At 65.7% G+C, this 24,754-nt stretch carries 23 protein-coding genes, 4 tRNA genes and 1 pseudogene; 9 read left to right on the top strand and 19 right to left on the bottom strand.

From position 1 onward, the window contains the following. Positions 1 to 50: 50 nt before the first annotated feature. From ACH438_RS38465 to rplJ, 5 genes are all read right to left on the bottom strand, one after another. Entirely contained in the window at positions 51 to 917 is an 867-nt protein-coding gene (locus ACH438_RS38465) for an MlaE family ABC transporter permease (RefSeq protein ID WP_397014658.1), read from the bottom strand. 3 nt (positions 918 to 920) lie between these two features. Then, positions 921 to 1,715: an MlaE family ABC transporter permease gene (locus ACH438_RS38460; RefSeq protein ID WP_397014656.1), complete on the bottom strand. Its 795-nt coding sequence runs from the start codon at positions 1,713 to 1,715 to the stop codon at positions 921 to 923. A gap of 10 nt (positions 1,716 to 1,725) precedes the next feature. Further along, positions 1,726 to 2,787: an ABC transporter ATP-binding protein gene (locus ACH438_RS38455; RefSeq protein ID WP_397014654.1), complete on the bottom strand. Its 1,062-nt coding sequence runs from the start codon at positions 2,785 to 2,787 to the stop codon at positions 1,726 to 1,728. 285 nt (positions 2,788 to 3,072) lie between these two features. Continuing rightward, positions 3,073 to 3,453, bottom strand: a complete 381-nt coding sequence (gene rplL, locus ACH438_RS38450; RefSeq protein WP_397014652.1) for a 50S ribosomal protein L7/L12 — start codon at positions 3,451 to 3,453, stop codon at positions 3,073 to 3,075. 65 nt (positions 3,454 to 3,518) lie between these two features. Next, positions 3,519 to 4,085 (bottom strand): 50S ribosomal protein L10, encoded by a 567-nt coding sequence (gene rplJ, locus ACH438_RS38445; protein ID WP_397014650.1) that lies wholly within the window; start codon positions 4,083 to 4,085, stop codon positions 3,519 to 3,521. 338 nt (positions 4,086 to 4,423) lie between these two features. Between rplJ and ACH438_RS38440 the strand changes: the two genes are divergently transcribed. Then, positions 4,424 to 4,744, top strand: coding sequence for a hypothetical protein (locus tag ACH438_RS38440; protein ID WP_397014648.1), 321 nt, complete (start codon positions 4,424 to 4,426; stop codon positions 4,742 to 4,744). A gap of 166 nt (positions 4,745 to 4,910) precedes the next feature. On the opposite strand, the gene rplA is transcribed toward ACH438_RS38440, so the two are convergent. The 10 genes from rplA to ACH438_RS38390 form a co-directional block, all read right to left on the bottom strand. Next, positions 4,911 to 5,621, bottom strand: coding sequence for a 50S ribosomal protein L1 (gene rplA, locus ACH438_RS38435; protein ID WP_397014646.1), 711 nt, complete (start codon positions 5,619 to 5,621; stop codon positions 4,911 to 4,913). Between the two features lie 144 nt (positions 5,622 to 5,765). Beyond that, positions 5,766 to 6,200 carry a 50S ribosomal protein L11 gene (gene rplK, locus ACH438_RS38430; RefSeq protein WP_397014644.1) on the bottom strand — a complete coding sequence of 145 codons (435 nt, stop codon included), beginning with the start codon at positions 6,198 to 6,200 and terminating at the stop codon, positions 5,766 to 5,768. 169 nt (positions 6,201 to 6,369) lie between these two features. Beyond that, entirely contained in the window at positions 6,370 to 7,158 is a 789-nt protein-coding gene (gene nusG / locus ACH438_RS38425; RefSeq protein ID WP_397014642.1) for a transcription termination/antitermination protein NusG, read from the bottom strand. 121 nt (positions 7,159 to 7,279) lie between these two features. Then, positions 7,280 to 7,666 carry a preprotein translocase subunit SecE gene (gene secE / locus ACH438_RS38420; RefSeq protein WP_397014640.1) on the bottom strand — a complete coding sequence of 129 codons (387 nt, stop codon included), beginning with the start codon at positions 7,664 to 7,666 and terminating at the stop codon, positions 7,280 to 7,282. Positions 7,667 to 7,695: 29 nt separating this feature from the next. Beyond that, positions 7,696 to 7,768 (bottom strand) — tRNA-Trp (locus tag ACH438_RS38415). A 202-nt stretch (positions 7,769 to 7,970) separates the two neighbouring features. Further along, complete coding sequence (locus ACH438_RS38410; RefSeq protein ID WP_397014705.1) at positions 7,971 to 9,044, bottom strand: fused (3R)-hydroxyacyl-ACP dehydratase subunits HadA/HadB; 1,074 nt, start codon at positions 9,042 to 9,044, stop codon at positions 7,971 to 7,973. 167 nt (positions 9,045 to 9,211) lie between these two features. Further along, positions 9,212 to 9,382, bottom strand: a complete 171-nt coding sequence (gene rpmG, locus ACH438_RS38405) for a 50S ribosomal protein L33 (RefSeq protein WP_029925945.1) — start codon at positions 9,380 to 9,382, stop codon at positions 9,212 to 9,214. A 44-nt stretch (positions 9,383 to 9,426) separates the two neighbouring features. Next, a tRNA-Met gene (locus ACH438_RS38400) sits at positions 9,427 to 9,499 on the bottom strand. A 77-nt stretch (positions 9,500 to 9,576) separates the two neighbouring features. Further along, positions 9,577 to 9,649 (bottom strand) — tRNA-Thr (locus tag ACH438_RS38395). A gap of 184 nt (positions 9,650 to 9,833) precedes the next feature. Beyond that, positions 9,834 to 9,916: transfer RNA gene (locus tag ACH438_RS38390), tRNA-Tyr, on the bottom strand. Positions 9,917 to 10,056: 140 nt separating this feature from the next. On the opposite strand from ACH438_RS38390, the gene ACH438_RS38385 reads away from it, so the two are divergent. Next, on the top strand, positions 10,057 to 10,548 hold the full coding sequence (locus tag ACH438_RS38385) for a YajQ family cyclic di-GMP-binding protein (RefSeq protein ID WP_397014638.1): 492 nt from the start codon (positions 10,057 to 10,059) through the stop codon (positions 10,546 to 10,548). On the opposite strand, the gene htpX is transcribed toward ACH438_RS38385, so the two are convergent. Together htpX and ACH438_RS38375 are read right to left on the bottom strand one after the other, a co-directional pair. Beyond that, entirely contained in the window at positions 10,549 to 11,424 is an 876-nt protein-coding gene (gene htpX, locus ACH438_RS38380; RefSeq protein WP_397014636.1) for a zinc metalloprotease HtpX, read from the bottom strand. It abuts the gene before it with no gap. Between the two features lie 191 nt (positions 11,425 to 11,615). Beyond that, on the bottom strand, positions 11,616 to 12,638 hold the full coding sequence (locus ACH438_RS38375; protein WP_397014634.1) for a polyprenyl synthetase family protein: 1,023 nt from the start codon (positions 12,636 to 12,638) through the stop codon (positions 11,616 to 11,618). A 389-nt stretch (positions 12,639 to 13,027) separates the two neighbouring features. On the opposite strand from ACH438_RS38375, the gene ACH438_RS38370 reads away from it, so the two are divergent. Both ACH438_RS38370 and ACH438_RS38365 read left to right on the top strand, forming a co-directional pair. Continuing rightward, the gene (locus ACH438_RS38370) at positions 13,028 to 14,275 is read left to right on the top strand and encodes a geranylgeranyl reductase family protein (RefSeq protein WP_397014632.1); all 1,248 of its coding nucleotides are present in this window, start codon (positions 13,028 to 13,030) and stop codon (positions 14,273 to 14,275) included. After that, the gene (locus ACH438_RS38365) at positions 14,272 to 14,691 is read left to right on the top strand and encodes a helix-turn-helix transcriptional regulator (RefSeq protein ID WP_397014630.1); all 420 of its coding nucleotides are present in this window, start codon (positions 14,272 to 14,274) and stop codon (positions 14,689 to 14,691) included. Before ACH438_RS38370 ends, ACH438_RS38365 begins: the two co-directional genes overlap by 4 nt. A gap of 3 nt (positions 14,692 to 14,694) precedes the next feature. On the opposite strand, the gene ACH438_RS38360 is transcribed toward ACH438_RS38365, so the two are convergent. Beyond that, positions 14,695 to 16,338 (bottom strand): purine-cytosine permease family protein, encoded by a 1,644-nt coding sequence (locus ACH438_RS38360; RefSeq protein ID WP_397014628.1) that lies wholly within the window; start codon positions 16,336 to 16,338, stop codon positions 14,695 to 14,697. A 268-nt stretch (positions 16,339 to 16,606) separates the two neighbouring features. Here ACH438_RS38360 and ACH438_RS38355 point away from each other — a divergent pair, with 268 nt between their 5' ends. Next, the gene (locus tag ACH438_RS38355; protein ID WP_397014703.1) at positions 16,607 to 17,044 is read left to right on the top strand and encodes a VOC family protein; all 438 of its coding nucleotides are present in this window, start codon (positions 16,607 to 16,609) and stop codon (positions 17,042 to 17,044) included. A 92-nt stretch (positions 17,045 to 17,136) separates the two neighbouring features. Here the strand turns inward: ACH438_RS38355 and ACH438_RS38350 are convergent, their stop codons facing one another. Further along, a complete protein-coding gene (locus ACH438_RS38350) occupies positions 17,137 to 17,640 on the bottom strand; it encodes a DUF2505 domain-containing protein (protein ID WP_397014626.1) in 504 nt (167 codons plus the stop codon). Positions 17,641 to 17,751: 111 nt separating this feature from the next. On the opposite strand from ACH438_RS38350, the pseudogene ACH438_RS38345 reads away from it, so the two are divergent. From ACH438_RS38345 to ACH438_RS38330, 4 genes and pseudogenes are all read left to right on the top strand, one after another. Next, positions 17,752 to 18,138, top strand: a pseudogene (locus ACH438_RS38345) (DUF3592 domain-containing protein); the annotation flags it as partial. Between the two features lie 149 nt (positions 18,139 to 18,287). Then, positions 18,288 to 19,010: a demethylmenaquinone methyltransferase gene (locus tag ACH438_RS38340; RefSeq protein WP_397014624.1), complete on the top strand. Its 723-nt coding sequence runs from the start codon at positions 18,288 to 18,290 to the stop codon at positions 19,008 to 19,010. A gap of 122 nt (positions 19,011 to 19,132) precedes the next feature. Continuing rightward, complete coding sequence (locus ACH438_RS38335) at positions 19,133 to 23,668, top strand: molybdopterin-dependent oxidoreductase (RefSeq protein ID WP_397014622.1); 4,536 nt, start codon at positions 19,133 to 19,135, stop codon at positions 23,666 to 23,668. 41 nt (positions 23,669 to 23,709) lie between these two features. Continuing rightward, on the top strand, positions 23,710 to 24,747 hold the full coding sequence (locus ACH438_RS38330; RefSeq protein WP_397014620.1) for an alpha/beta hydrolase: 1,038 nt from the start codon (positions 23,710 to 23,712) through the stop codon (positions 24,745 to 24,747). Positions 24,748 to 24,754 lie beyond the last annotated feature (7 nt).

Below are 24,754 nucleotides of genomic sequence, written 5' to 3'. Positions count from 1 at the left end.
GCGGGCGGCCTGCGTGGTTACGCAGGCTGCCGCCTCCGGCCGCTGACCGCTCATCCCGCCACCCGCACCGTCGTCGTCGTGCCCCAGATCGCCAGGGACAGAAAGAAGTCCAGCACGTTGATGAGGACGATCGCGGAACGCACCGCCCGGCCCACGGCCACACCCACACCGGCCGGACCGCCGGAGGCGTTGAAGCCGTAGTAGCAGTGCACCAGGATGATCACGAACGCGAATATGAGGACTTTCGCGAACGAATAGAGCACGTCTTCGGGTGGCAGGAACAAATAGAAGTAGTGGTCATACGAACCACTCGATTGCCCGTTGAAATAGATACTGATCAACCGCGATGCCACATACGTGCCCAGCAGGCCCACGATGTACAGCGGGATCACCGCGACGAAGCCCGCGATCACGCGGCTGGTCACCAGGAACGGCACCGACGGCACCGCCATCACCTCGAGCGCGTCGATCTCCTCGGAGATCCGCATGGCGCCCAACTGCGCGGTGAAACCACAACCGACCGTGGCCGAAAGGGCCAGTGCCGCAACCAGGGGCGCGAGCTCACGCGTATTGATGTACCCGGTCAGGAAGCCGGTGAGGACACCGGAACCCAGCGAGTCGAGGGCCTTGAAGCCCTGCAGGCCGACCACCACACCCACCGACGCGGACATGAACACGATGACGCCGATGGTGCCGCCGATGACCGCCAGCGCACCCGAGCCGAAGGTCACCTCGGCCAGCAGCCGCATGACCTCCTTGCGGTAGTGCACAACGGTTTTCGGGATCCAGGCGATGGCCCGCGAATAGAACGACATCTGGTCGCCGGCCTTGTCGACCACGGCGACGGGGGCCTTGAGCACGCCGGTGACCCGGCGCGCCGACCTCGAGAAAACGGTGGAGCGCTGCGAAACGACCATGGATCACGCGCCCTTGGCCGGGACGACCTGAAGGTAGATCAGGGTCAGCACGAGATTGAGGAAGAACAGCACCAGGAACGTGATAACCACGGACTGGTTCACGGCGTCACCCACTCCTTTCGGTCCCCCTTTGGGATGCAGACCCTTGTAAGCGGCGATCACGCCCGCCACGACACCGAAGATCAGCGCCTTGATCTCGCCGATCACCAGGTCCTGAATCTGAGCGAGCGCGGAGAAGGACGCCAGGTACGCGCCCGGCGTGCCGCCCTGCAACTCGACATTGAAGAAATAGCCACCGCAGATGCCGACGACCGAGACCAGGCCGTTGAGCAGGAAGGCGACCAGCATCATGCCCAGCACGCGCGGAACCACCAGGCGCTGAATGGGATCGATGCCCAGCACCTCCATGGCGTCGATCTCCTCGCGGATGGTGCGCGAGCCGAGATCGGCGGCCACGGCGGAACCTGCCGCACCGGCGATGATGAGAGCGGTCACGACCGGGGCGGCCTGCTGCACTGTCGCCAGCACACTGGTCGCGCCCGTGAAGTTCTCCGCACCGAGCTGCTTGATGAGCGAGCCCGTCTGGAGGGCCACGACAGCGCCGAAGGGGATTGCCACCAGGGCCGCCGGGAGGATCGAGACACTCGCGATGAACCACGACTGCTCGATGAACTCCCGGACCTGGAAGGGCCGGCGGAACGTCTTGCGAACGACGTCCAGAAGTAGTGCGAATATGTTGCCGGCCTGGGCAAGACCCGACTCGACCGGGGTACGCAGCCGCGTCAGGGTAGGGTTCACGCCGCGTATGTTACCCGTTAGTCAGGTTCTGTCGAACCGTGGTGTCGTACCCGCCCGTGTAGGCGGGAATCACCTGTGTGTCGGGATCATCCCCGTTCTGCTCCAGCGACTCCCGAATGGCCTCCTGCGCGGCGGGCGGCAGGGTGTGCAGGATCTGACGCACCCGCTCACGCCGGCGGTAGACCGCCTGTCGCACCGGCATACCCGGCTGCGCCTTCATCTGCGGGATGATGCCCTCGACCTCTTCGGCGCCACCGTCGAGGTGACCCGAGTCGAACATGGCCTGCTCGCGGGCCATCTGGGCTTCGTCCTTCTCCTCCGACATGCCGATCGGACCCTGCATGCGGCCGTTGAGGAACTGCTTGACGACCGGCTCCTCCGAGGTGAGCAGCACCTCGCGCGGGCCGAACATGACGAGATTGCGGCGGAACAGCATGCCGATGTTGTCCGGCACGGTACGAGCCAGGTTGATGTTGTGCGTGACGATCAGGATCGTCGCATCGATCTGCGCGTTGATATCGATCAACAGCTGCGAGAGATACGTGGTACGAACCGGATCCAGACCGGAGTCGGGCTCGTCGACGAGGATGATCTGCGGGTCCAGCACCAGGGCGCGGGCCAGGCCGGCACGCTTGCGCATACCACCCGAGATCTCGCCCGGGAGTTTGCCTTCCGCGCCGAGCAGACCGGTCAGCTCGAGCTTCTCCATGACGATCTTCTTGATCTCGGCCTCGCTCTTCTTCGTGTGCTCACGAAGCGGGAAGGCCACATTGTCGAAGAGGTTCATGGAACCGAACAGCGCGCCGTCCTGGAAGAGGACGCCGAACAGCTTGCGGATCTCGTAGAGCTCCTTGTTGGAGCAGGTCGTGATGTCGGTGCCGTCGATATAGATCGAGCCCTTCTCAGGGCGCAGCAAACCGATCAAAGACTTCAGGAAGACGGACTTACCGGTACCGGACGGGCCGAGCAACGCGCTGACTTCCCCCGGAGGCAGCGTCAAAGTGACGTCCTGCCAAATACGTTGCGAACCGAACGACTTCGTGATGCCTTCGGTCCTGACCTCGACGCCCACGCCAACCTCCACTTTCTCCGACGAGCGCACTACGTGACAGGTCACAGATTTGCGCGGTGTGGCGCGTCACAGTAGGTCCGGCCACTGTATCGCATATATACCGTCTCGGACACCGCCACCTGACCGGTCGGTAGAAAGTTTCCCAGCGAATTTGCGATCACGCGCCAATTACGACGTCAGGGTACGCGAAAAGGGTGGTCCCACAATGGGAACCACCCTTTTCACAAGCAACGCACCACTGGGTGGCGCTTCAACTGTGGAAGCCCACAGCGCGTGTCTTCCGTCTTACTTGACGGAAACCTTGGCGCCGGCCTCTTCCAGCTTGGCCTTGGCGGCCTCGGCGGCATCCTTGGCGACCTTCTCCAGGATCGGCTTCGGGGCGCCCTCGACCAGGTCCTTGGCTTCCTTCAGGCCCAGGCCGGAGACGATCTCGCGAACGACCTTGATGACCTGGATCTTCTTGTCGCCGGCACCCTCGAGGATGACGTCGAACTCGTCCTGCTCCTCGGCGGCGTCGGCCGGGGCAGCAGCGCCACCCGCGACAGCGACGGCGACGGGGGCAGCAGCGGTGACCTCGAACTTCTCCTCGAACGCCTTCACGAACTCGGAGAGCTCCAGCAGGGTCATACCGGAGAAGGTCTCGAGCAGCTCATCAACGTTGGCCATTGATATTTCCTTTCGGTGGGTTCGTCACCGCGCGAGCGGCGAACGAAAAGGTTTGGGTAAGTGACTTATTCGGCGTCGGCCGGAGCATCGGCGACCGGAGCGGCGGCAGCGCCACCCTCGGCCTGCTTCTTCTCCTGCAGGGCCGCCAGCAGGCGAGCAACCTGGTTGCCGGGGGCGGCGAACAGGCCCGCAGCCTTCGACAGGTTGCCCTTCATGGCGCCGGCCAGCTTGGCCAGCAGCACCTCGCGCGACTCCAGGTCGGCGATGCGCTCGACCTCGGACACGGACAGCGCAGCGCCGTCCATGTAGCCGCCCTTGATGATGAGCGCCTTGTTGTCCTTGGCGAACGCCTTCAGCGCCTTCGCGGCGTCGACCGGCTCACCCGTGATGAAGGTGATGGCGGTCGGACCGACGAACAAGTCATCCAGGCCTTCCACGCCCGCCTCGGCGGCGGCACGCTTGACCAGGGTGTTCTTGGCGACGGAGTAAGTAGCGTTCGTACCGAGCGCACGACGCAGTTCGGTGATCTTGCCGACGGACAGGCCACGGTACTCCGTGACAACAGTCGCCGTGGAGGACTTGAACTGCTCGGTGATCTCCGCGACCGCGGTGACCTTCTCAGCCTTTGCCATACTTCGCCTCCTCTCTGGATGGTCGGTTCTCGTATGAACTACCGAGTTCCGCCACAGGGGCCGGCGACAAAGCTAACGCCCCGGTCGCAGTGGACCCGGGGCGCACAAGAAACGATCGCGATTTCTCGCGGGTTTCCCTACCTCGGCTCTCCCTGCGTGGGCCGCCGGCAATATCGCCGGACCTTCAGCTGCCTGACGGCAGCAACCAACGGTCTTCGGTAGAACGATTTGGGGTGATCATCGGCAGAATCTCCGAGGAGTGTCGCGATGACCGTTGTCCAATATAGCGGACGCGTATCTATCTGCCAAAACGGGGTGCGCGGTGGTACGAATCCGGGGTGACCCAAGAGCCCGAGCGCACGATCCGCCTCGTCGCCGACGACGACCGCTGGTACGTGGACGCTCGCCTAGCCACTTCCGGCAACCTCGTCTTCGACGGCCAGGACCTCGGCGGCCCCTACGCCGAATACGAATGGGGATGGACGTTTACGCCTTCATCCTTCCCTTTGATCCGTTTCGCCTTGGGCGGAGAACCCGGCGACGACGTCCTGGACTTGGTTCAGGAAGCCTTCGCAGACAAGGGATTTCGCGATCCAGGAGCCTGGCTCCACAAAGAAAAGGGCGTTCCCGCTGAATTCTGGAGTCGGATAGAACCATGAGAGAACAACTCTCGTAGCTCGCGGCTCCACCTCCCTGCGCCGGGGCAAGCCCCTGAAACCCCACAGGCGCAGAGCGTTCCGCTCCCCCCACATACACCGAGGGCCGGCACGATTCCTCGTGCCGGCCCTCGCATGTTTTGCGTTGCTACGCGTACTCGCGGAGAGGTCAGTCCTCTTCGGCGAAGTTGCGGGTGCGGTTCGGGTCCACCGGGATGCCCGGTCCGGTGTTCGTCGAGAAGGTCACCTTCTTCACGTAGCGGCCCTTCGCGGTGGAGGGCTTCACACGCAGGATCTCGTCGAGGGCGGCGCCGTAGTTCTCGGCCAGCTTCTTGTCGTCGAAGGAAGCCTTGCCGATGACGAAGTGCAGGTTGGCCTGCTTGTCGACGCGGAAGTTGATCTTGCCGCCCTTGATGTCGTTGACAGCCTTGGTGACATCGGGGGTGACGGTGCCGGTCTTCGGGTTCGGCATCAGGCCACGCGGGCCCAGCACACGCGCGATACGACCGACCTTGGCCATCTGGTCCGGGGTCGCGATCGCGGCGTCGAAGTCCAGCCAGCCGCCCTGGATGCGCTCGATCAGATCCTCGGCGCCCACGGCGTCCGCACCGGCGGCCTCGGCCTCGGCGGCCTTGTCGCCAACCGCGAACACGATGACGCGCGCGGTCTTACCGGTGCCGTGCGGCAGGTTGACGGTGCCACGGACCATCTGGTCCGCCTTGCGCGGGTCGACGCCCAGACGGACGGCAACCTCGACGGTCGCGTCGGTCTTGGTGGTCGCGGTCTCCTTGGCCAGGCGCGCGGCGGCCAGCGGCAGGTAGAGCGCGTCGCGGTCGACCTTGGCGGCCGCCTCGAGATAAGCCTTGCTTCGTTTTGCCATGATTCTCTGTCCTTGTCTTAAGTCAGAAGTGGTGCGGGACAGGCGGTCCCTCCCACAAGAGCTCAGTAACTATTGCGGCGATCGCGGGCCCTGCGTGGTTACGCAGGCTGCCGCCTCCGGGCCTGACGCGCTCGCCGCGGAGCCCTACTCCGCGATGGTGATACCCATCGAGCGGGCAGTGCCTGCGATGATCTTCGCCGCGGCGTCGATGTCGTTGGCGTTCAGGTCGGTCTGCTTGGTCTTGGCGATCTCCCGGACCTGGTCCATGGTGATCTGCGCGACCTTCAGGCGGTGCGGCTCGGCCGAACCCTTCTGGATTCCGGCGGCCTTCAGCAGCAGACGCGCGGCGGGCGGCGTCTTCAGCTTGAAGTCGAACGAGCGGTCTTCGTAGACCGTGATCTCGACCGGGACGACGTCACCGCGCTGCGACTCGGTCGCCGCGTTGTACGCCTTGCAGAACTCCATGATGTTGACGCCGTGCTGACCCAGCGCCGGACCGACCGGCGGAGCCGGGTTGGCCATACCAGCCTTGATCTGGAGCTTGATGAGCCCAGAGACCTTCTTCTTCTTCGGGGGCATCTTTCTTCCTTGGTTAGGTTCCTTACGGATTCCCGTAAGCCTTTTCCGGGACATGCGCCCGGCCTGCTCGACAAAGCCGAGCACGGGCACAGGCACAACCCGACAAGTCTATGCGAACGCGAAAAAGGCGGTGACACCGGGGCGAACCCGGGCCACCGCCTCTCGGCGACTAAATCTTTGCGACCTGCGTGAACGCGAGTTCGACGGGGGTCTCGCGGCCGAAGATCGAGACCAGCACCTTCAGCTTCTGCTGCTCGGCATTGACCTCGGAGATGCTGGCCGGGAGCGTCGCGAACGGGCCGTCCATGACGGTGACCGACTCGCCGACCTCGAAGTCGACCTCGATGATCGGCTTGGCGACCGCGGTCTCGCCCGATCCGCCGGCGGCGGCTGCGGCGGTGGCCGGCGCGGCCTTCTTCTGCTGCGCGGCCGGGACCAGGAACTTCACCACATCGGAGATGGACAGCGGCGACGGGCGCGAGGTCGCGCCGACGAAGCCGGTGACACCGGGGGTGTTGCGGACCGCGCCCCAGGACTCGTCGTTCAGGTCCATGCGGACCAGGATGTAGCCCGGCAGCACCTTGCGGTTGACGTTCTTCTTCTGGCCGTTCTTGATCTCGGTGACCTCTTCGGTCGGGACCTCGACCTGGAAGATGTAGTCCTCGAGACCGAGGTTCTGCACGCGGGTCTCGAGGTTGGTCTTCACCTTGTTCTCGTACCCGGCGTAGGAGTGGATGACGTACCAGTCGCCGGGCGCGCGGCGCAGCGCCGCGGTCATCTCGGCTACCGGATCGGCGGGTTCGTCGTCGGCAGGATCGGAGAGCTCGGCGGCGGGCTGCTCCGGAGCGGTCTCGTCGTCGGCGTCCGCGAAGTCGACGTCGTCGACGATGGTCTCTTCCACCGTCTCCGTCTCGTCAACCTGGAATTCCTCGGTTGTACCGTTCTCCGGGGTGCTCACTGGGGCACTCGCTTCCTTAGTCGTCACGTAATCCTCTGCGCGCCGGGTGTTATGGATGAACCCGGCGGATGGCCCCGCCCCCGCTTCCGGCGGGGACCGGTTATCCGGCGCCGACCGTCAGCTAGCCGAAGAGCCAGTTGACACCCTTGATGAACGCCAGATCCAACCCGCTGATGAACGCGACCATGAAGACCACGAACACCAGGACAACGCTCGTATAGGTGACCATCTGCTTGCGGTTGGGCCAGATGACCTTGCGTAGTTCCGCAACAACTTCCTTGAGGAACTTCACCAGGCGCTTGAAGGGATTGCCGATACCGCTCCGACCGGCCTTCTTGTCTTTGCCGGACTTGGTGGTTGCCTTGTCCGACGCAGAGGGTCGTTCGATCGTCGCGACGGCGCTGGACGACGCGGCGCGTGAACGCCGCGCGGACCGTTTGCCGCTCGGCCGAGCCACTGCGGCGGTGTCATCGCCATCTTCGTGGCGAGTGTCCCGCTCGTCGCTCACGTCGATCCTCTCTTCGTAGGCATCCAGGGCAGGGGCGACAGGACTTGAACCTGCAACCTGCGGTTTTGGAGACCGCTGCTCTGCCAGTTGAGCTACGCCCCTTCGGCTGGACACTGTATGGAATCCAGCCACTGTTCTATTCAGTTGTACACGGGTTTTCACACAACATACGCGCCGCTCCTCGGAGCAGCGCGCATTGGCTGGTGACCCCAGATTGCCGAGTCTACGTTACCGCGCGCGGCGATCGCCAATCGGGGCGTCGCCGCGCGGTAGCGGGATACGGGGTGTGTGCGCCGGTGCGGCGTCAGCCCAGCTGGACTGTCGCGGTGGCGCGGCCGAAGATCTTGCGGCCCTCCGACTTCGCCACGATGGCGATCACGGCGGTGCGGGTCTCCGGGTCGACGGACTTCACCTTGCCGGTGTACTCGATCTCGGCGGGGCGTTCCGCGGGCACGTAGACGGGGCTGGTGAAGCGGACGTTGTATTCCTTCACCGCGCCCGGGTCGCCGAGCCAGGAGGTGACGAAGCCGCCACCCAGGCCCATGGTCAGCATGCCGTGTGCCACAACGTTTTCCAGGCCGACCAGCTTCACGACATCGTCGCTCCAGTGGATCGGGTTGGCGTCACCGGAGACGCCGGCGTAGTTCACCAGATCGCCGCGGGTGAGGCTGACGAGACGCGGGGGCAGTTCGTCGCCGGCGGCGATGTCCTCGAAGCGGAGCGCGGCGCGCGGGCTGGCCACGACCTTGCCGGTGGCCGCGACCTCGACGGCGGGCGGCGCCGGGGGGACCTCGATGCTGCCGGGCTGGTCTTCGGGGCGCTCGTCCGGGCCGATGCCGTGCATGAGCACATTGCGTACGGCGTCACCGATATTGGGGTCGATGTCACCGCCGCTGCGGCCGATGAGGGTGGTGTAGGTGGTGAGGACGAGCTCGTCGTTCTGCGCCACCACGTCGTTCTTGGTGACGATGATGTCGCCGCCGAAGGCCTGCCGGAAGGAGTGCAGGTAGACGATGCAGGAGAGCTGGTCGCCGGCCTTGATGGGCCGGTGGAATTCCAGGATCTGGTCGGTCTGCATGATCTGGCTCAGGTCGTAGCCGGTGATCATCTGCTCGAAGAGCTTGCGCTGGGCCAGAATTCCGACCAGGGAGATGAAAGTGAGCGGGGCAACCAGTCCCTCGTGGCCGTAGGCACGCGCGGTGTCCTCGTCCCAGTGAACGGGGTGGTAGTCCTGCACGGCGCGGGCGTACTCACGCACCTTCTCGCGGCCGACCTCGTAATAGTCGTCGACGCGGTAGTGATGGCCGACCATGGCGGCGGCGTGTGCAGCGGGGTCGAAGCCCTCGCTTGTGTCGACCTGATCGGTCTCGGTGTTGATCGTCACGGAGGAAGTCCCTTATCTGATCCCGGAGGGGATCGGGCGGAGCGCTGAACCACCGCTATATACACCAAGTGCCGAATCGGGGCCACTGTCCCCTTGTATGGGGGACGAAGCAGCTTGCCGATCCGGCACTTCTTCCACGCGGTAGATCGCGCGGGGTTGTTTTAGCGAGACTCGCGGTGCGCCCGGTGGGTACCGCAGTTCGGGCAGAATTTCTTCAGCTCGAGGCGGTCCGGGTCGTTACGCCGGTTCTTCTTGGTGATGTAGTTACGGTGCTTGCACTGCTCGCAGGCCAAGGTGATCTTTGGCCGGATATCAGTGGACTTCGCGGCCACGATTGCCTTCCCTTCCGGACAGCCTGATTGGAATATCAGATATGTAGCGATGGCCGGACTTGAACCGGCGACACAACGATTATGAGTCGTTTGCTCTACCGACTGAGCTACACCGCCATCATGTGCGGGCTGACGGCGGGGATGTCCCGGGTCCTGCACGAGAAGCCGAGTCGGTCACCACCGGCAATCCGGCGAGCCCCCTAACGGAATCGAACCGTTGACCTTTTCCTTACCATGGAAACGCTCTGCCGACTGAGCTAAGGGGGCACGTCTACTTCGCTCCGGAACTTCGCCGGGGCGCTGACGACTTGAACGAGATTACACAACATCCGACCCGGTCTCCAAACCGGCTGGTCAGAGTCATTTTTCGGCGTTGACCGACCGGTTCGGGACGCGATCGGCACCTGAAAATGCAAGAACCCCCCGAAGATGATCTCCAGGGGGTTCTCGGTGGCAGATGTAGGATTCGAACCTACGTAGGCTTTCGCCGACGGATTTACAGTCCGCTCCCATTGGCCGCTCGGGCAATCTGCCGTGGGACGCCTTGCGGCGCGGTGACGAGAATACATCGAACCCCCGCCCGCAATGCAAACCAGCTGGCCAAGGCCATGCCGGACGAGCTAGCGTCGGCGTTCGAACCCCCCTACTTTCCGATCTCGGACAGGAGCATGAGCGTGGCCGATTCGTCGTTCGATGTCGTCAGCAAGATCGATCGCCAGGAGGTGGACAATGCGCTGCACCAGGCCTCGAAGGAACTGAGCCAGCGCTATGACTTCCGCGGCACCGACGCCAGCATCGAATGGTCGGGCGAGGAGAAGATCATCCTCACCGCCAATGCCGAGGAGCGCGTGAAGGCGGCGCTGGAGGTGTTCAAGGAGAAGCTGATTCGCCGCGACATCTCGCTGAAGGCGTTCGACGCCGGCGATCCGCAGGCCTCCGGCAAGGTGTACAAGATCACAGGGACCCTGGTGCAGGGCATCACTTCGGAGAATGCGAAGAAGATCTCCAAGAAGATCCGCGACGAGGGCCCGAAGTCGGTCAAGGCGCAGATCCAGGGCGAGGAGCTGCGGGTTTCCAGCAAGAGCCGCGATGATCTGCAGGCGGTCATCTCCCTGCTGAAGGGCGCCGACTTCGAGATCGCCCTCCAGTTCGTCAACTACCGCTAGTTACTTACGGCTCCCACCGGCCATTTCCTCGAGGCGGGCAATGCGATCCGCCATCGGGGGATGGGTGGAGAACCAGCGCGCCATCCGATCACCGTTGCGGAACGGGTTGGCGATCATGAGATGCGACTGAGCCGTCAGCTGCGGCTCGGGGGGCAGTGGAGCGGCCTGGGTGCCGCGTTCCAGTTTGCGCAGGGCCGAGGCGAGCGCCAGGGGGTCACCGGTGAGTTCCGCGCCATCCTGGTCGGCCTGATACTCCCGGGAGCGGGAGACGGCCAGTTTGATGAGCGTCGCCGCGATCGGCCCCAGCAGCGAAACCAGCAGAATCCCAATGATATTCGGGCCCTCGCCATTGCGGTTGCCGCCGCCGAAGGCGCCCGCGAAGAAGGCCAGGTTGGCGAGACCGGAGATGACCGACGCCAGCGCACCCGCGACCGAGGAGATCAGGATGTCGCGGTTGTAGACGTGCGACAGTTCGTGCCCCAGTACCGCGCGCAGTTCCCGCTCGTCCAGGATCTGCAGGATGCCGGAGGTGCAGCAGACCGCGGCATTGCGCGGATTGCGGCCGGTGGCAAACGCATTCGGCGCATTGGTGGGGCTGATGTAGAGCCGCGGCATGGGTTGGCGTGCGGCCGTGGCCAACTCGCGCACGATGCGGTACATGACCGGGGCTTCCAGCTCGCTCACCGGTTGCGCGTGCATGGCCTTCAAGGCCAGTTTGTCGCTGTTGAAGTAGGCGTAGGCGTTCATGCCGACGGCCAGCACGATCGACAGGATCAGGATCGTGGGATTGCGGAACAGCGCACCCGCGAACACGATCAACGCCGACATGCCGACCAGCAACCCGAACGTCTTGAACCCGTTCGCATAGCTGTGCATACTGCCCTCCGCTCCGCTCCGGGCGGGTTCGCGGCCCTGGAGGTCTCGTTCTTCCCTCCCTCCGCTCCTCCGCTTCGCTCCCCCGCTCCGCTCAGTCCAGAACGAGACGGGCCGCGAACCTCGAAGGTGTTTCCTTGAGGGTGTTACACCAGGTCAACGATAGACATGCGGCCGGGAGTTCCCGCGGATCTCTACCCGACGCGTTCGATGGTGTAGCGGACCAGCTGTTCCAGGGCCTCATTGGCGGGGCCGCCGGGCAGGGCCGACAGTTCGGCGTGCGCGATGTCCGCGTAGCCGTGCAGTTTCTCCTTGGCCAGCACCATGCCGCGGGAGCGGGACAGCAGGTCCAGGGCCTCTTCCACCTCGGCGTCGGTCTGCAGCGGGTGGGCCAGCAGCTTGCGCAGGCGGTCGCCCTCGGAGCCCTCGTCACGCAGCGCGTACAGGACGGGCAGGGTGTGCACGCCCTCGCGCAGGTCGGTGCCGGGGGTCTTGCCGGACTGTTCGGACACCGAGGAGATGTCGATGATGTCGTCGGAGATCTGGAAGGCGGTGCCGACCGCGTCGCCGAGCCGGGCCAGGCGTTCCACATGGTCGAGGCTCGCGCCGGAGAAGGTGCCGCCGAAACGGCCCGAGGCGGCGATCAGCGAACCCGTCTTCTCCCACACCACGCGCAGGTAGTGCTCGACCGGATCCTGGGATTGCTTGGCGCCGATGGTCTCCCGCATCTGGCCGGTGACCAGTTCGGCGAAGGTCTCGGCGATGATGCGCACCGCGTCCGGGCCGAGGGTGGAGACCAGGCGGGAGGCGTGCGCGAACAGGTAGTCGCCGGCGAGGATGGCGACACTGTTGCCCCAGCGCGAATTCACGCTGGGGGCGCCGCGGCGCAGCGAGGCCTCGTCCATGACGTCGTCGTGGTAGAGGGTGGCCAGGTGCACGAGTTCGACGACGGTGCCCGCGGTGATCAGGTCGGGGCTGGTCGGGTCGGGACCGAGCTGGCCGGTGAGGATGGTGAACAGCGGGCGGAACCGCTTGCCGCCGGCCTTGGCGAGATGCAGGGCCGCTTCCTGGAGGAATTCCTCGCCGTCGGACAGTTCGGTGATCAGCAGGTCTTCGACTTCGACCAGGCCTTTACGCACGGTGGCGGCGAGATCGGGGTCGCCAAGATCGACCCCCGCAACCACGGTGCTCTCATCGCTCACAGCCGATGCGCTCATTCCATCTCCCAGTGCCGCGTCCGACCCCACGCAAAGAACCTAGCGTGTGGGGCACTCACCCCCTATGCACACCACCGTAGTGCGACGCAGAGAACAGTGGCGTGTTCGATTCCCCACTGTGTGGGTGGCCCAACTCTCGGGACGAGGCGTGAGGTGATCCGCGTCGACACCGATCGTGATGTGCTGCAAGTATTGAAGCCATGAGCTCTCCGGATGGCGACCTGAGTTCGCAGCACAGGCAAGTTCGTGGCGCAAGCGCAGGGAGGTGGAGCGCTCGTTCTGGACTGAGTGGAGCGGGGGAGCGCAGCGGAGGAGCGGAGGGAGGGAAGAACGAGACTTACAGCGCCGCGAACCCGCCGGAGCGAAGCGGAGGCAAATCAAACACAGTGTTGCCCGCGCACGCTGACGTGCTGGTCGTGGGGGCCGGGCCGGCCGGGTCGGCGGCCGCTGCTTGGGCCGCGCGTGCCGGGCGGGATGTGCTGCTGACGGACTCCGCTGTGTTTCCGCGCGATAAGACTTGCGGGGATGGGCTCACGCCGCGCGCGACGGCGGAGCTCGAGCATCTCGGGCTCGGGGATTGGGTGCGGCTGCACACGGTGAACAAGGGGCTGCGGATGGCCGGGTTCGGGCGGGAGGCGCTGCTGCCCTGGCCGGACGGGTCGTTCCCGGCGTACGGAAGTGCCGTGCCGCGTACCGAACTCGACGACAAGCTGCGGGAGACCGCGGTGAAATCGGGGGCGCACATGGTGGAGGGCGCCAAGGTGGTGGAGGTCGCGCGGGACGGCGGCCGGGTCACCGGGGTCAGCATCAAGACCGAGTCCGGGCTGCGCGCGGTGTCCTGCAATACGCTGATCGTGGCGGACGGGGTGCGGTCGCCGGTCGGGAAACTGCTGGGCCGCACCTGGCATCGGCAGTACGCGTACGGGACCGCGGCGCGCGCCTACATCAAGTCGGACCGCTCGGATGATCAGTGGATCACCTCACACCTCGAATTGCGGGATGCCGCAGGCGAATTGGTGCCGGGTTACGGCTGGGTGTTCCCGCTCGGCAATGGCGAGGTGAACATCGGTGTGGGTTCACTGGCCACCGAGCAGCGGCCCTCGCACATCGCCCTGAAACCGCTGCTGCAGCACTATGTCTCGGAGCGCCGCCAGGAGTGGGGTTTCGAGGGTGAGGCGCGGGCGGTGGCGTCGGCGCTGCTGCCCATGGGCGGTGCGGTGTCGAATGTGGCCGGGCGCAACTGGGCCCTGGTCGGCGATGCGGCGGGCTGCGTGAACCCGCTGAACGGCGAGGGCATCGACTACGGCTTGGAGGGCGGGCACATGCTGGCCGGCATCCTCGACGAACCGGACCTGACCCGCATCTGGCCGGATATGCTGCGCGCCCGCTACGGCCGCACCTATTCGGTGGCGCGGCGGCTGGCGGCGCTGGCCACGCATCCGCGCGCGGTGCCGCTGGGCGGCCCTCCGGTGATGCGTTCGAAGCTGCTGCAGCGCACCGCGGTTCGCGTCATGGGCAATCTGGTCACGGACGAGGACCTGGATCTGACCGCCAAACTGTGGCGGGGCGCGGGCCGCGCGTCCATGCGTTTCGACAAACTTCAGCCCTTCGCAGCCTCCCCCTCCCAGCGGCTGTGACCAACCGGCCGGTTCCCGAAGACCTGTTGCCTCACCTGCGGCGGGCTCGGGATCTGGCCGATCGTCATTACGCGGAACCCCTTGACCTGGACAGTCTGGCCGCCGCGGCGGGAGTGTCGAAGTATCACTTCCTGCGCTGCTTCGCCGCGACCTACGGGAAGACTCCGGCTGTATATCTGGCCGAGCGGCGCATCGAACGCGCACAGGATCTGTTGCGCGCCACCAATATCACGGTGACCGAGACCTGCATGCTGGTCGGTTACAGCAGCCTGGGTTCGTTCAGCCGCAAATTCACCGAACTGGTGGGGATGTCGCCCTCGGAGTATCAAGCGAAATTCGTCTCCGAGGGCGCGCCCCATATTCCTGGTTGCTACGTTTTCATGCACGGTCTCTCGGATCGGAAACCGTTGCTGTAACGATTATTTCGGCGGCAGCACGTGCAGGCCGCTCTTGTCGGTCGAGAGCGCCAGTGACGAGATGTACTGGATTTCGCCTTCCGGCCCGGGGACCGGGGAGGCGATCATGTCGGGCCGTTCGAAGTCGAGTCCGGTGACCGCGCAGGTCAGCGTCTCCCCCGACGGATTGCCGTGCTCGTCGAACATGGGCAGGTCGATGCCGTCGTGGTCGCGGCGCAGGTAGTACTTGCCCTTGGTGAGCACGGCGGTCAGCGGGGTCGCGACGAACGACACCACCACGGCGACGATCGGCGAATACGGCTTCAGCGTGTCACCGAAGAGCCCGAAGAACGTCATGATCGACAGCAGCGCCGACAGCCCGAAGCCGACCAGTCCGACCGGGTTGAAGTCGTAGAGCATGCCGCGCCGGAATTCCGGCTGCTTGGGCGAGATCTTCAGCACGTACTTGTTGATCGCGATATCCGTGGCGACGGTGACGATCCAGGCGATGCCGCAGTTGGCGTAGAAGCCGAGAATATTGTTCAGGAAGTCGAACATATTGGCTTCCATCAGGATCAACGCGATGACCAGATTCAGCGCCAGGAACACCAGCCGGCCCGGGTAGGTCTTGGTGACGCGGGTGAAGGAGTTGGTCCACGCCAGCGATCCCGAATACGCGTTGGTCACATTGATTTTGATCTGGCTGATGACGACCAGCGCCACGGCGAGGGTCATGGCCAGCCAGGACGGCATCATGTCGCGGTAGATCTCGAGGAACTGGTGCACGGGCTGGTTCGCGATGTCCTGGGCGCCGGGCAGATTCGCGATCAGGTAGACGGCGAGGAACAGGCCGACGACCTGCTTGATGGCGCCGAACAGCACCCAGCCGGGTCCGGCCAGCAGCATCCAGCCCCACCACTTGCGCTTGTTCTCGGGGGTTTTCGGCGGCATGAAACGCAGGTAGTCGATCTGTTCGGCGATCTGCGCGATGAGCGAGAGACAGACGCCGGCCGCGAGCAGCGCGCCGGCCAGGCTCACGCCCTGACCGTCCTTGCCGCCGTAGGCGAGGAAGGAGCTCACCGAATCCGGGTGCCGCACCAGCAGGAACGCGAACGGCAGCACCATCAGCACGAGCCACAGCGGGGTGGTCCACACCTGCAGTTTCGCCAGGGTGTTCATGCCGTAGATGACCAGCGGGAAGATCATCAGCGTGGACACCAGGTAGCCGATCGGAAGTGGCACGTGCAGGCCGAGTTTCAGGCCCTGCGCCATGATCGAGCCCTCGAGCGCGAAGAAGATGAAGGTGAACGAGGCGAACACGATATTGGTGATGACCGACCCGTAGTAACCGAATCCGCTGCCGCGGGTGATCAGGTCGAGGTCGATGTTGTAGCGCGCGGCGTAGTAGGCCAGCGGGAAACCGGTGAGCATCACCACGATGGCGAAGATGCCGATGCCGAGCAGCGCGTTGCCGGTGCCGTTGGCGACGCCGATGTTCGCGCCGATGGAGAAGTCGGCGAGGTAGGCGATGCCGCCCAGGGCGGAGACGCCGACCACGGCGGGGCTCCATTTGCGGTAACTGCGCGGGGCGAACCGGAGGGTGTAGTCCTCCAGCGTCTCCTTGGTCGCGGCGACGGTATTCGCCGCGCGGGTATCCACTTCGACCACCAAAACTCCTCGATCCGGCTTCGCGAGCTGTTTGCTGCAGTCGAGACTGGTGGGTGATTGTTGATCTCGGCTTTCCGAGCCGTTTCGTGCGGGTTACGTCACACTCACGGCCGGATCGGTCAAGGCAATCTTCGACACAGCCGTGGCACGGCAAATGCGACACAGCCGTGGCACGGCAAATGCGACACAGCCGTGGCACGGCAAATGCGACACAGCAATTTCGGAGAAGCATCAGGGCGGTGCGGGCTCATAGCCTCGAGCCATGCCGATCATCAAGAATGTCTCGCTGGTAACCGTGTACGTGACCGATCAGACCGCCGCCAAGGAGTGGTACGTCGACAAGCTCGGCTTCGTCGAATCCACCGATGTGACCATGGGCGACAACGGCTTCCGCTGGGTGACCGTGGCGCACCCGGATCATCCGGAGCTGGAGGTGACCCTCATGGTCCCCGGTCCCCCGCTGGACGAGGCCCTGTCCGAGGCCATCCGGCGTTCCATGGCCAATGGCACGCACGGTGCGCTGGGGTTGAGCACCGACGACTGCCACAAGGCCTACGAGGAACTCACCGCGAAGGGCGTGGATTTCGTGCAGCCGCCGTCGGAGCGCCCGTACGGCGTGGAGGCGATCCTGCGCGACAACTCCGGCAACTGGCTGGTGCTGGTGGAGCAGCGGCCTTACGAGGGCGGCGATTTCGGCCCGCAGTAGCTGATCGGGCCGGGCGCCCGATTCGGGTGCGGCGGCAGTCCGGTTCCGCCCGCGTGGGCCCGGGGTTCTCGCCCCGGGCCCACGGACCGGTGCTACGCGTTCTGTGCGGCGAACCAGTTTTCGACGGACTTGCGCTCGCTGTTCATGACCTTCTTGAGCAGGTTCTCGACCAGCGGTTCGATGGCGCCGCCGACCAGCGGGACCTTCACGTCCACGGTGCCGGTGGCCTCGAGTTCGGAACCCTCGGCGGCGGGCCGCAATTCGAAGGTGCCCTGCATTTCGGTGGTGATGCCGCCGGACTTGCCGTGGAAGCTGCCCTTGGCGGTGTCGCCGTCGAGCGGGCCCCAGGTGTCGGTGCGCTCCAGCTGGAGTTCGCTCTTGAGCACCTTCTTGACGATGCCGGGAATCTGGTCTTCGGGAGCTTTTTCGGTCATATGAATGCTGATGGTGCCGGGCCCGTCCGGGTGGGAAAGTTCCAGCGTTGCCGTGGAGGCTCCTTCGAAGCGCGCCTGCCACATCTCGTCGGTGGTGAGTGCCCGGTGAAGCTCTTCTACCGGGACGCTGTACTGCACGGTGAAGCTGAATTTACGGGACATGGCGGCAACGGTAGCCGAGTCGTGGAATAGCCTGGTGAAGTGTCGGAAACTAGCCAGTCTGCCAGCATCGTGCAGCCGGCCGAGGATCCCGCGCACCGACGGGCCGTACGGCTGCGGCGTGCCCGGATCTCGGTGATCGTCGCCGCGCTGGCGGTGAGCGTGCTCGCGGTGCTGCTGGTGCTGGCCGCCTGGCGCGATGACCATCTGATCTCCTCCGACGAGGGCGTGACCAGCGCGGAAGTGCTGTCGGCGGGCCGCCTGCGGTCCGCGGTCATCTTCGTCACGCCGGACGGTGAGACGCACAATCCGAAAACCGGTGTGCTGTACCCGACCAAGCTGACGGTCGGCGAACGCATCAATGTCGAATACCGGCGCAGCGATCCCGATCTGGTCCGGGTGGCGGGTCGCGATGCGCGTGTCGCCATCATCCCGGCGCTGTCGGTAATTGTCGTGGCGTGGTTGCTGGCATTGCCCGCGCTCTGGCTGCTGGGTGCGAGGCCACCCGCGCGGTGGCTCCGAGCCCTCAAGGTTCGCGGCCGGCTCGATTCTGGACTGAGTGGAGCGGGGGAGCGAAGCGGAGGAGCGGAGGGAGGGAAGAATCGAGACTTCGGGGCCGCGAACCCGCCCGGAGCGAAGCGCAGGGCAAAATGAGCACCGTGGCGAAAAATGAGCAGCGGGAATTGGTTCGGGCCTCGCTGGACAAGCAACCTCATGAGGTTGCGTCCATGTTCGATGGGGTCGCGAAGCGATACGACATCACGAACACCGTGCTCTCCGGGGGGCAGGACTATTACTGGCGGCGTGTGACGCGGAAGGCGCTGGCCTTGCGTCCCGGCGAGCGGGTCCTGGATCTGGCCGCGGGGACCGGGGTTTCGACCGTAGAGCTCGCCAAGTCGGGTGCTTGGTGTGTGGCCGCGGACTTCTCGCAGGGCATGCTCTCCGCCGGCCGCTTCCGCAATGTGCCGATGGTCGCCGGTGATGCCATGGCTCTGCCGTTCGCCGACGACTCGTTCGATGCCGTGACCATCTCGTACGGCCTGCGCAATGTGTCCGATCCGGATCTGGCGCTGCGCGAGATGCTGCGCGTCACCAAGCCCGGCGGCCGGCTGGTGGTGGCGGAGTTCTCGACGCCGACCCTCACGCCCTTCCGCACGGTGTACATGGAATACCTGATGAAGGCGCTGCCCTGGGTGGCGGAACGGGTCAGCTCGAATCCGGACGCCTACGTCTACCTGGCCGAGTCCATCCGGGCCTGGCCGACGCAGCCGCAGCTGGCCCTGCGCATCGCCGATGCGGGCTGGTCAGCGGTGAAATGGCGCAATCTCACCGGCGGAATCGTCGCGCTGCACCGGGGCTACAAGCTCGGCTAACATGTGATCGGCCCATGACCGGGCCTTCCTCACCGTCGCGGAAACCAAAAGTGAGGCTGAATGTCACCTCGCGATAACGTTCGGTAAATCCGGCGCAACCGGGGGTGACGAAGATCGGAACCATGCCCGATTCCCCCGCCTCGAACAGCACCCGGACCGTGTGCTCGTACTGCGGGGTGGGCTGCGGAATCACCGTGCAGACCAGAACCGGCGAGCTCGGCCTGCCCATCATCGCCAAATTGGCCGGCGACAAGGAACATCCGGTCAACGGCGGGCGACTGTGCACCAAGGGCGCCACGCACGCCGACCTCATGCGGCCCCCGGGCCGCATGGAATCCGCGTACCGGCGACCCGAGCGCGGGCAGCCGCCGGTACCGGTCCCCGTCGACGAAGCCGTTCGTGCGGCCGCCGAACGACTACGCGCCATCCTGGACGAACACGGCCCGGATGCCGTGTCGCTCTACGTATCCGGTCAGATGTCCATCGAAGCCCAGTACGTGGCAACGAAATTGGCCAAGGGCCACATCCGGACCGTGCACATGGAAGCCAATTCGCGGCTCTGCATGGCCAGCGCCGCCACCGGCTACAAGCAGTCGCTCGGCGCGGACGGACCGCCCGGATCGTACGACGATCTCGACCACGCCGACCTGTTCTTCGTCATCGGCGCGAACATGGCCGACTGCCATCCGATCCTGTTCCTGCGCATGGCCGATCGGCTCAAGGCGGGCGCGAAACTCATCGTGGTGGATCCGCGGCGCACCGACACCGCCGCCAAGGCCGACCTGTTCCTGCAGCTCAAACCCGGCACGGATCTGGCACTGCTGAACGGGATCCTGCACCTGCTGGTCGAAAACGGCGACATCGACGAGCAGTTCATCGCCGAGCACACCGAGGGCTGGGACGGCATGCCGGAATTCCTCGCCCAGTACCCGCCCGACCTGGTCGCCGCCATCACCGGACTCGCCGAAGCCGATATCCGCACCGCCGCCGCCATGATCGGCGCGGCGGGCGAATGGATGTCGCTGTGGACCATGGGCGTCAACCAGTCCACGCACGGCACCTGGACCACCAACGCCCTCTGCAACCTGCACCTCGCGACCGGCGCGCTCTGCCGCACCGGCAGCGGGCCCTTCTCGCTCACCGGGCAGCCGAACGCCATGGGCGGACGCGAAATGGGCTACATGGGACCGGGACTGCCGGGGCAGCGCAGCGTGCTGGCGCCCGCGGATCGTGCGTTCGTGGAGACCGCGTGGGGGCTGGAACCGGGCAGTCTGCGCAGTAAGGGCGGGCCCGGCACGGTCGACATGTGGCGCGGGCTCGCCGACGGCGCGATCAAGGCCTGCTGGATCATCTGCTCCAATCCCGTTGCCTCCATGGCCAATCGGAAGAACGTCATCGCCGGGCTGGAAGCCGCCGAACTGGTGATCGCGCAGGACGTGTACACCGACAATGCCACCAACGCGTACGCCGACCTGCTGCTGCCCGCCACCCTGTGGGCGGAGGCGGACGGCGTCATGGTGAGTTCGGAACGCACCCTGACCCTGATGCGGCAATCGCTGCCGCCGGTCGGGGACGCGCGACCGGACTGGCAGCTGATCTCCCAGGTGGCGACCGCCATGGGGTTCCCCGGCTTCGACTACGCCTCCAGCGCCGAGATCTTCGACGAGATCCGCGGCTTCGCCAACCCCAAGACCGGCTACGACCTCCGCGGCATCGACTACGACATGCTGCGCGAAGGCCCCGCACAGTGGCCGTGCCCCGATCCGGCCGTGCGGCGTAACCCGATCCGCTACCTCAACGACGGCGTCAGCCAGGACCTGTTCACCGACGCCGACGGCCACACCCCGCGCCTCGCCTTCGCCACTCCGAGCCGGCGCGCCGTCTTCCTGCCGCGCCCGCACCTGCTGCCCGCCGAGATGCCGGACGAGGATCACCCGTTCGTCCTCAATACCGGTCGCCTGCAACATCAGTGGCACACCATGACCAAGACCGGCAAGATCGCCCGGCTGAACAAACTCAACGGGCGGCCGTTCGTCGAAATCCACCCCGACGACGCGACCCGACTCGACATCGTCGCGGGCGATCAGATCGAGATCGCCTCCCGCCGCGGCCGCGCCGTCCTCCCCGCGGTCGTCAGCGACCGCGTCCTCCCCGGCAACTGCTTCGCCCCCTTCCACTGGAACGACGAACAGGGCGAATACCTGACCATCAACGCCGTCACCAACGACGCCGTGGATCCCGACTCACTGCAGCCGGAGTTCAAGGTCTGCGCCGTACGACTGCGAAAGGTGGCCGCCGTGAACCCCACCCACGACACCCTGCCCGCCGCGGACACCTTCACGGCAGACGCCCTCCCGCGCGGGTCGCACCCGGCCCAGCCACAAGCGATCCCGGGCGCGAGCGGCGCGTCGCTCCCAGCCGGAGCGCACGGCCCGGCCGACCTATCCGGCACGGCCGGCCCGCAATTCCCGGTCGGTTCGAACGACGCGGCCGGTTCGTATGGCGCGGCGAATCCGCCTGCCGCCGGACAGCATCCGCTGGCGGCCATGCTCGGCCTGGAGACGACTGCTACCCCGATGCTGAGCGAGATCGAACGGATCTACCTCGGCGGATACCTGTCGGCCCTGCAAGCCCTGCCGATTACCGCGGTCCCGGTCTTGCCGGACTCCGCACCCATCTCACCTCGCAGCCGGGTATGGATCGACGGCTTGCTGGCCGGAATGTACTCACGCAGTGCCGCATCCGGGTCAGCTGCCGCGGCGCTCGGTATGCCCGGCCCGGGTATACCCGGGCCGAGCACAGCACCGGCCGGCACTCCAGGCGCAGGGACCCTTGCCACCGGCACCTCAGGCAATGGATCTCCTGCCAACGGCAACGGGTTTCCGGCGGCCGATGGCGGTAGTGGCTCCGCCGCTCGGACGCTGACCCTGCTGTGGGCCTCGCAGACGGGGACGGCCGAGGAATTGGCCGCGGAGATGGTGGCCCGGTTGACCGAATCCGGGTGTGCGCCACGGCTGCTGGAGATGGATGCCGCCGAGCTGGCGGATCTGCACGGGGATGTGCTGATCATCACGAGCACGTTCGGGGACGGTGGGCCGCCCGATAATGGCGCGGACTTCTGGGAACGGCTGTCCGGTAGCGAGATTCGACTCTCCGGCGTGCGCTATGCGGTCTTCGCTCTCGGTGACTCCTCATACGACGACTTCTGTGGCCACGGCCGCAAACTCGACGAACTGCTCGCTGCCCGCGGGGCCACTCGCCTCCTCCCCCGCGTCGACAGCGAACCCGACCACGATGACCTCTCCGACCGGTGGGCCGTCGACATCGTCACGGCCCTGGCCGAAGACCAAGCGCACTCGCCGAGCCACGGCGGGAACACCGCAGCGGGCTCGCCGAACGTCGGCGGGTGGCCCACCGCCGGTGGGGCATCCGTGGCGGGCGCCGGTTCGATCACCTCGATCGGCGGTGCCTGGGCCGCGGGCAGGGCGGACGCGCGGATGTCGGTGGCCACGCTGGCGCCGGTGATCGGGCGGCCCGGGGCGGTTCCTTTCACGCGGCATGCGCCGTTGCCGGCGACGCTGGTGCGCAATGAATTGCTGTCGCGGGCGGGGACCGGGAAAGAGGTGCGGCAGTTCGGGTTCGATCTGAGTGGTAGCGCGGCCGTGTACGAGGTGGGGGATTCGCTGGGGATCCGGCCCGCGAATTGTGATGCGCTGGTGACGGAGTGGCTCGCGGTCACGGGGCTGGAGGGAAGCCGGATCGTCGAGGTCGACGGGCGGGAGTTCACGCTCGCGGAGGCCCTCCGGACGCAGTACGACATCACCAAGGTGAGCGGGGACCTGCTGGCCTTTGCGGCGGAACGGAATACGAATCAGCGGCTCGCCAAATTACTGCGGCGGGACAATCGGAACGAGCTGGACAGCTACCTGTGGGACCGGCAGGCGGTGGACGTGCTGCGGGATTTCCCGGTGCGGGCCGATCTGGTCGAATGGCAGGGCGCGTTGAAGAAGCTGCAGCCGCGGCAGTATTCGATTTCGTCGAGTCCGCTGGTCAGCCCGCGCGAGGTGCAATTGACGGTGGGCGTGGTGCGGTATGGGGATCCGGCGGCCCGGCGCGGCGGCGTGTGCTCGACTTTCCTGGCCGATCGCGCCGGCGCCGAGGTGCCGATCTTCCTGCAGCGGGCCCCGCATTTCCGGCCGCCACCGGACCCGAACACACCCATGATCATGGTAGGCCCGGGTACCGGCATCGCCCCGTTCCGCGGTTTCCTGCAGGAGCGTCGCGCACTCGGTCACGCGGGCCGCAATTGGCTGTTCTTCGGTGACCAGAACGCCCGGGACAACTTCTATTACCGCGACGAACTGGAAGACATGTTCCGTTCCGGCTTCCTGACCCGGCTGGATCTGGCATTCTCCCGGGATCAGCGCGAACGGATCTACGTGCAGCACCGCATGATCGAGCACGGCGCGGAACTGTGGGCCTGGTTGCAGGACGGCGCGTATTTCTATGTGTGCGGTGACGCTTCGCGCATGGCCAAGGATGTGGACGATACGCTGCTGAAAATCGCCCGGATTCACGGCAAGCTGAGCGAGGAGGCCGCGCTGGCGTTCCGGAAACAGCTGGTCGCGGAGAAAAGGTACGTACGCGACGTGTACTGAGACCCGAAGGGCGGCACTGTGCGATCAGCGGACGACCGGCAGTGACCATCGGGCGATCGGCGGCCGTGCTGACCGCTGTCCTCCTCGGATTCGGCGGCGCACCCGCCCACGCCGACCCGGTCTCCGCACCCGGAGTGACACTGCCGGTCCTGCGGTCGGACGACGGTTCGTATATCGAGGACGTCCTGGTCGAGGACGCCCACAATATCCGCCTCTCCGTCTATTCCGCCGCCATGCACCGCAGCTTCGCCGTGGATGTCGAACGCCCCGAGAACACCTCCGTCCCGCAACCCGCTCTCTACCTGCTCAATGGCGCGGGCGGCGGCGTGGACGACGCCTCCTGGCAATTGCGCACCGACGCACTGGATTTCCTGGCGGACAAGAACATCAATGTGGTGCAGATCATCGGCGGCGCCTTCACCTTCTACACCGACTGGCTGCAACCCGATCCGGCCATGGGCGGTGTCAACAAATGGGCCACCTACCTGAGCAAGGAACTCCCGCCGCTGATCGACGCGGCCCTCGGCACCAATGGCGTGAACGCCATCGCGGGCCTGTCCATGTCCGGCATACCGGTGCTGGACGCGGTCATCGGCAATCCCGGAATGTACCGCAGCGCCGCCGTTTACAGCGGGCTCACGCAAACCAGCGACCCCCTCGGCCGGGAGGCGGTGAAACTCACCGTGCGCAATTGGGGCGGCGGCACCGTCACCAATATGTGGGGCGCCGACGACAATCCGCTGTGGGTGACCAACGATCCCACCGTGCAGGCCGAGAAGCTGCGCGGCACACACCTTTTCATCTCCACCGGCAATGGGATTCCCGGCGTCTACGACGCACCCGGCGGGAAGTTCCGGCTCGAACGCCCCGAGGACAATGCGAGAACCGTGGCGGTGGGCGCGTTCATCGAAGCGAATATCGACCTGTCCACCCGCACCCTGCAGCACCGGCTGAACGACCTGAACATTCCCGCCACCTTCGTGTACCGCAACAGCGGCACCCATTCGTGGGGCTACTGGCAGGACGATCTGAAGGCCTCGTGGCCGGTGCTGGCGCAGGGACTGTATTCGGCGCCGTAACGCGCGG

The organism is Nocardia sp. NPDC020380, from assembly GCF_044386975.1.
Lineage (GTDB): Bacteria > Actinomycetota > Actinomycetes > Mycobacteriales > Mycobacteriaceae > Nocardia.
Note: the sequence above shows the minus strand (reverse complement) of the source record. Positions and strands in the feature narration are given on the sequence as shown.

Coding starts and splice junctions, on each gene's coding strand:
- ACH438_RS38465 (WP_397014658.1), bottom strand. CDS start 917: ATGGTCGTTTCGCAGCGCTCCACCGTTTTCTCGAGGTCGGCGCGCCGG.
- rplL (WP_397014652.1), bottom strand. CDS start 3,453: ATGGCCAACGTTGATGAGCTGCTCGAGACCTTCTCCGGTATGACCCTG.
- rplJ (WP_397014650.1), bottom strand. CDS start 4,085: ATGGCAAAGGCTGAGAAGGTCACCGCGGTCGCGGAGATCACCGAGCAG.
- rplA (WP_397014646.1), bottom strand. CDS start 5,621: ATGGCAAAACGAAGCAAGGCTTATCTCGAGGCGGCCGCCAAGGTCGAC.
- rplK (WP_397014644.1), bottom strand. CDS start 6,200: ATGCCCCCGAAGAAGAAGAAGGTCTCTGGGCTCATCAAGCTCCAGATC.
- htpX (WP_397014636.1), bottom strand. CDS start 11,424: ATGCACAGCTATGCGAACGGGTTCAAGACGTTCGGGTTGCTGGTCGGC.
- ACH438_RS38375 (WP_397014634.1), bottom strand. CDS start 12,638: ATGAGCGCATCGGCTGTGAGCGATGAGAGCACCGTGGTTGCGGGGGTC.
- ACH438_RS38350 (WP_397014626.1), bottom strand. CDS start 17,640: ATGTCCCGTAAATTCAGCTTCACCGTGCAGTACAGCGTCCCGGTAGAA.
- ACH438_RS38340 (WP_397014624.1), top strand. CDS start 18,288: ATGAGCACCGTGGCGAAAAATGAGCAGCGGGAATTGGTTCGGGCCTCG.
- ACH438_RS38335 (WP_397014622.1), top strand. CDS start 19,133: ATGCCCGATTCCCCCGCCTCGAACAGCACCCGGACCGTGTGCTCGTAC.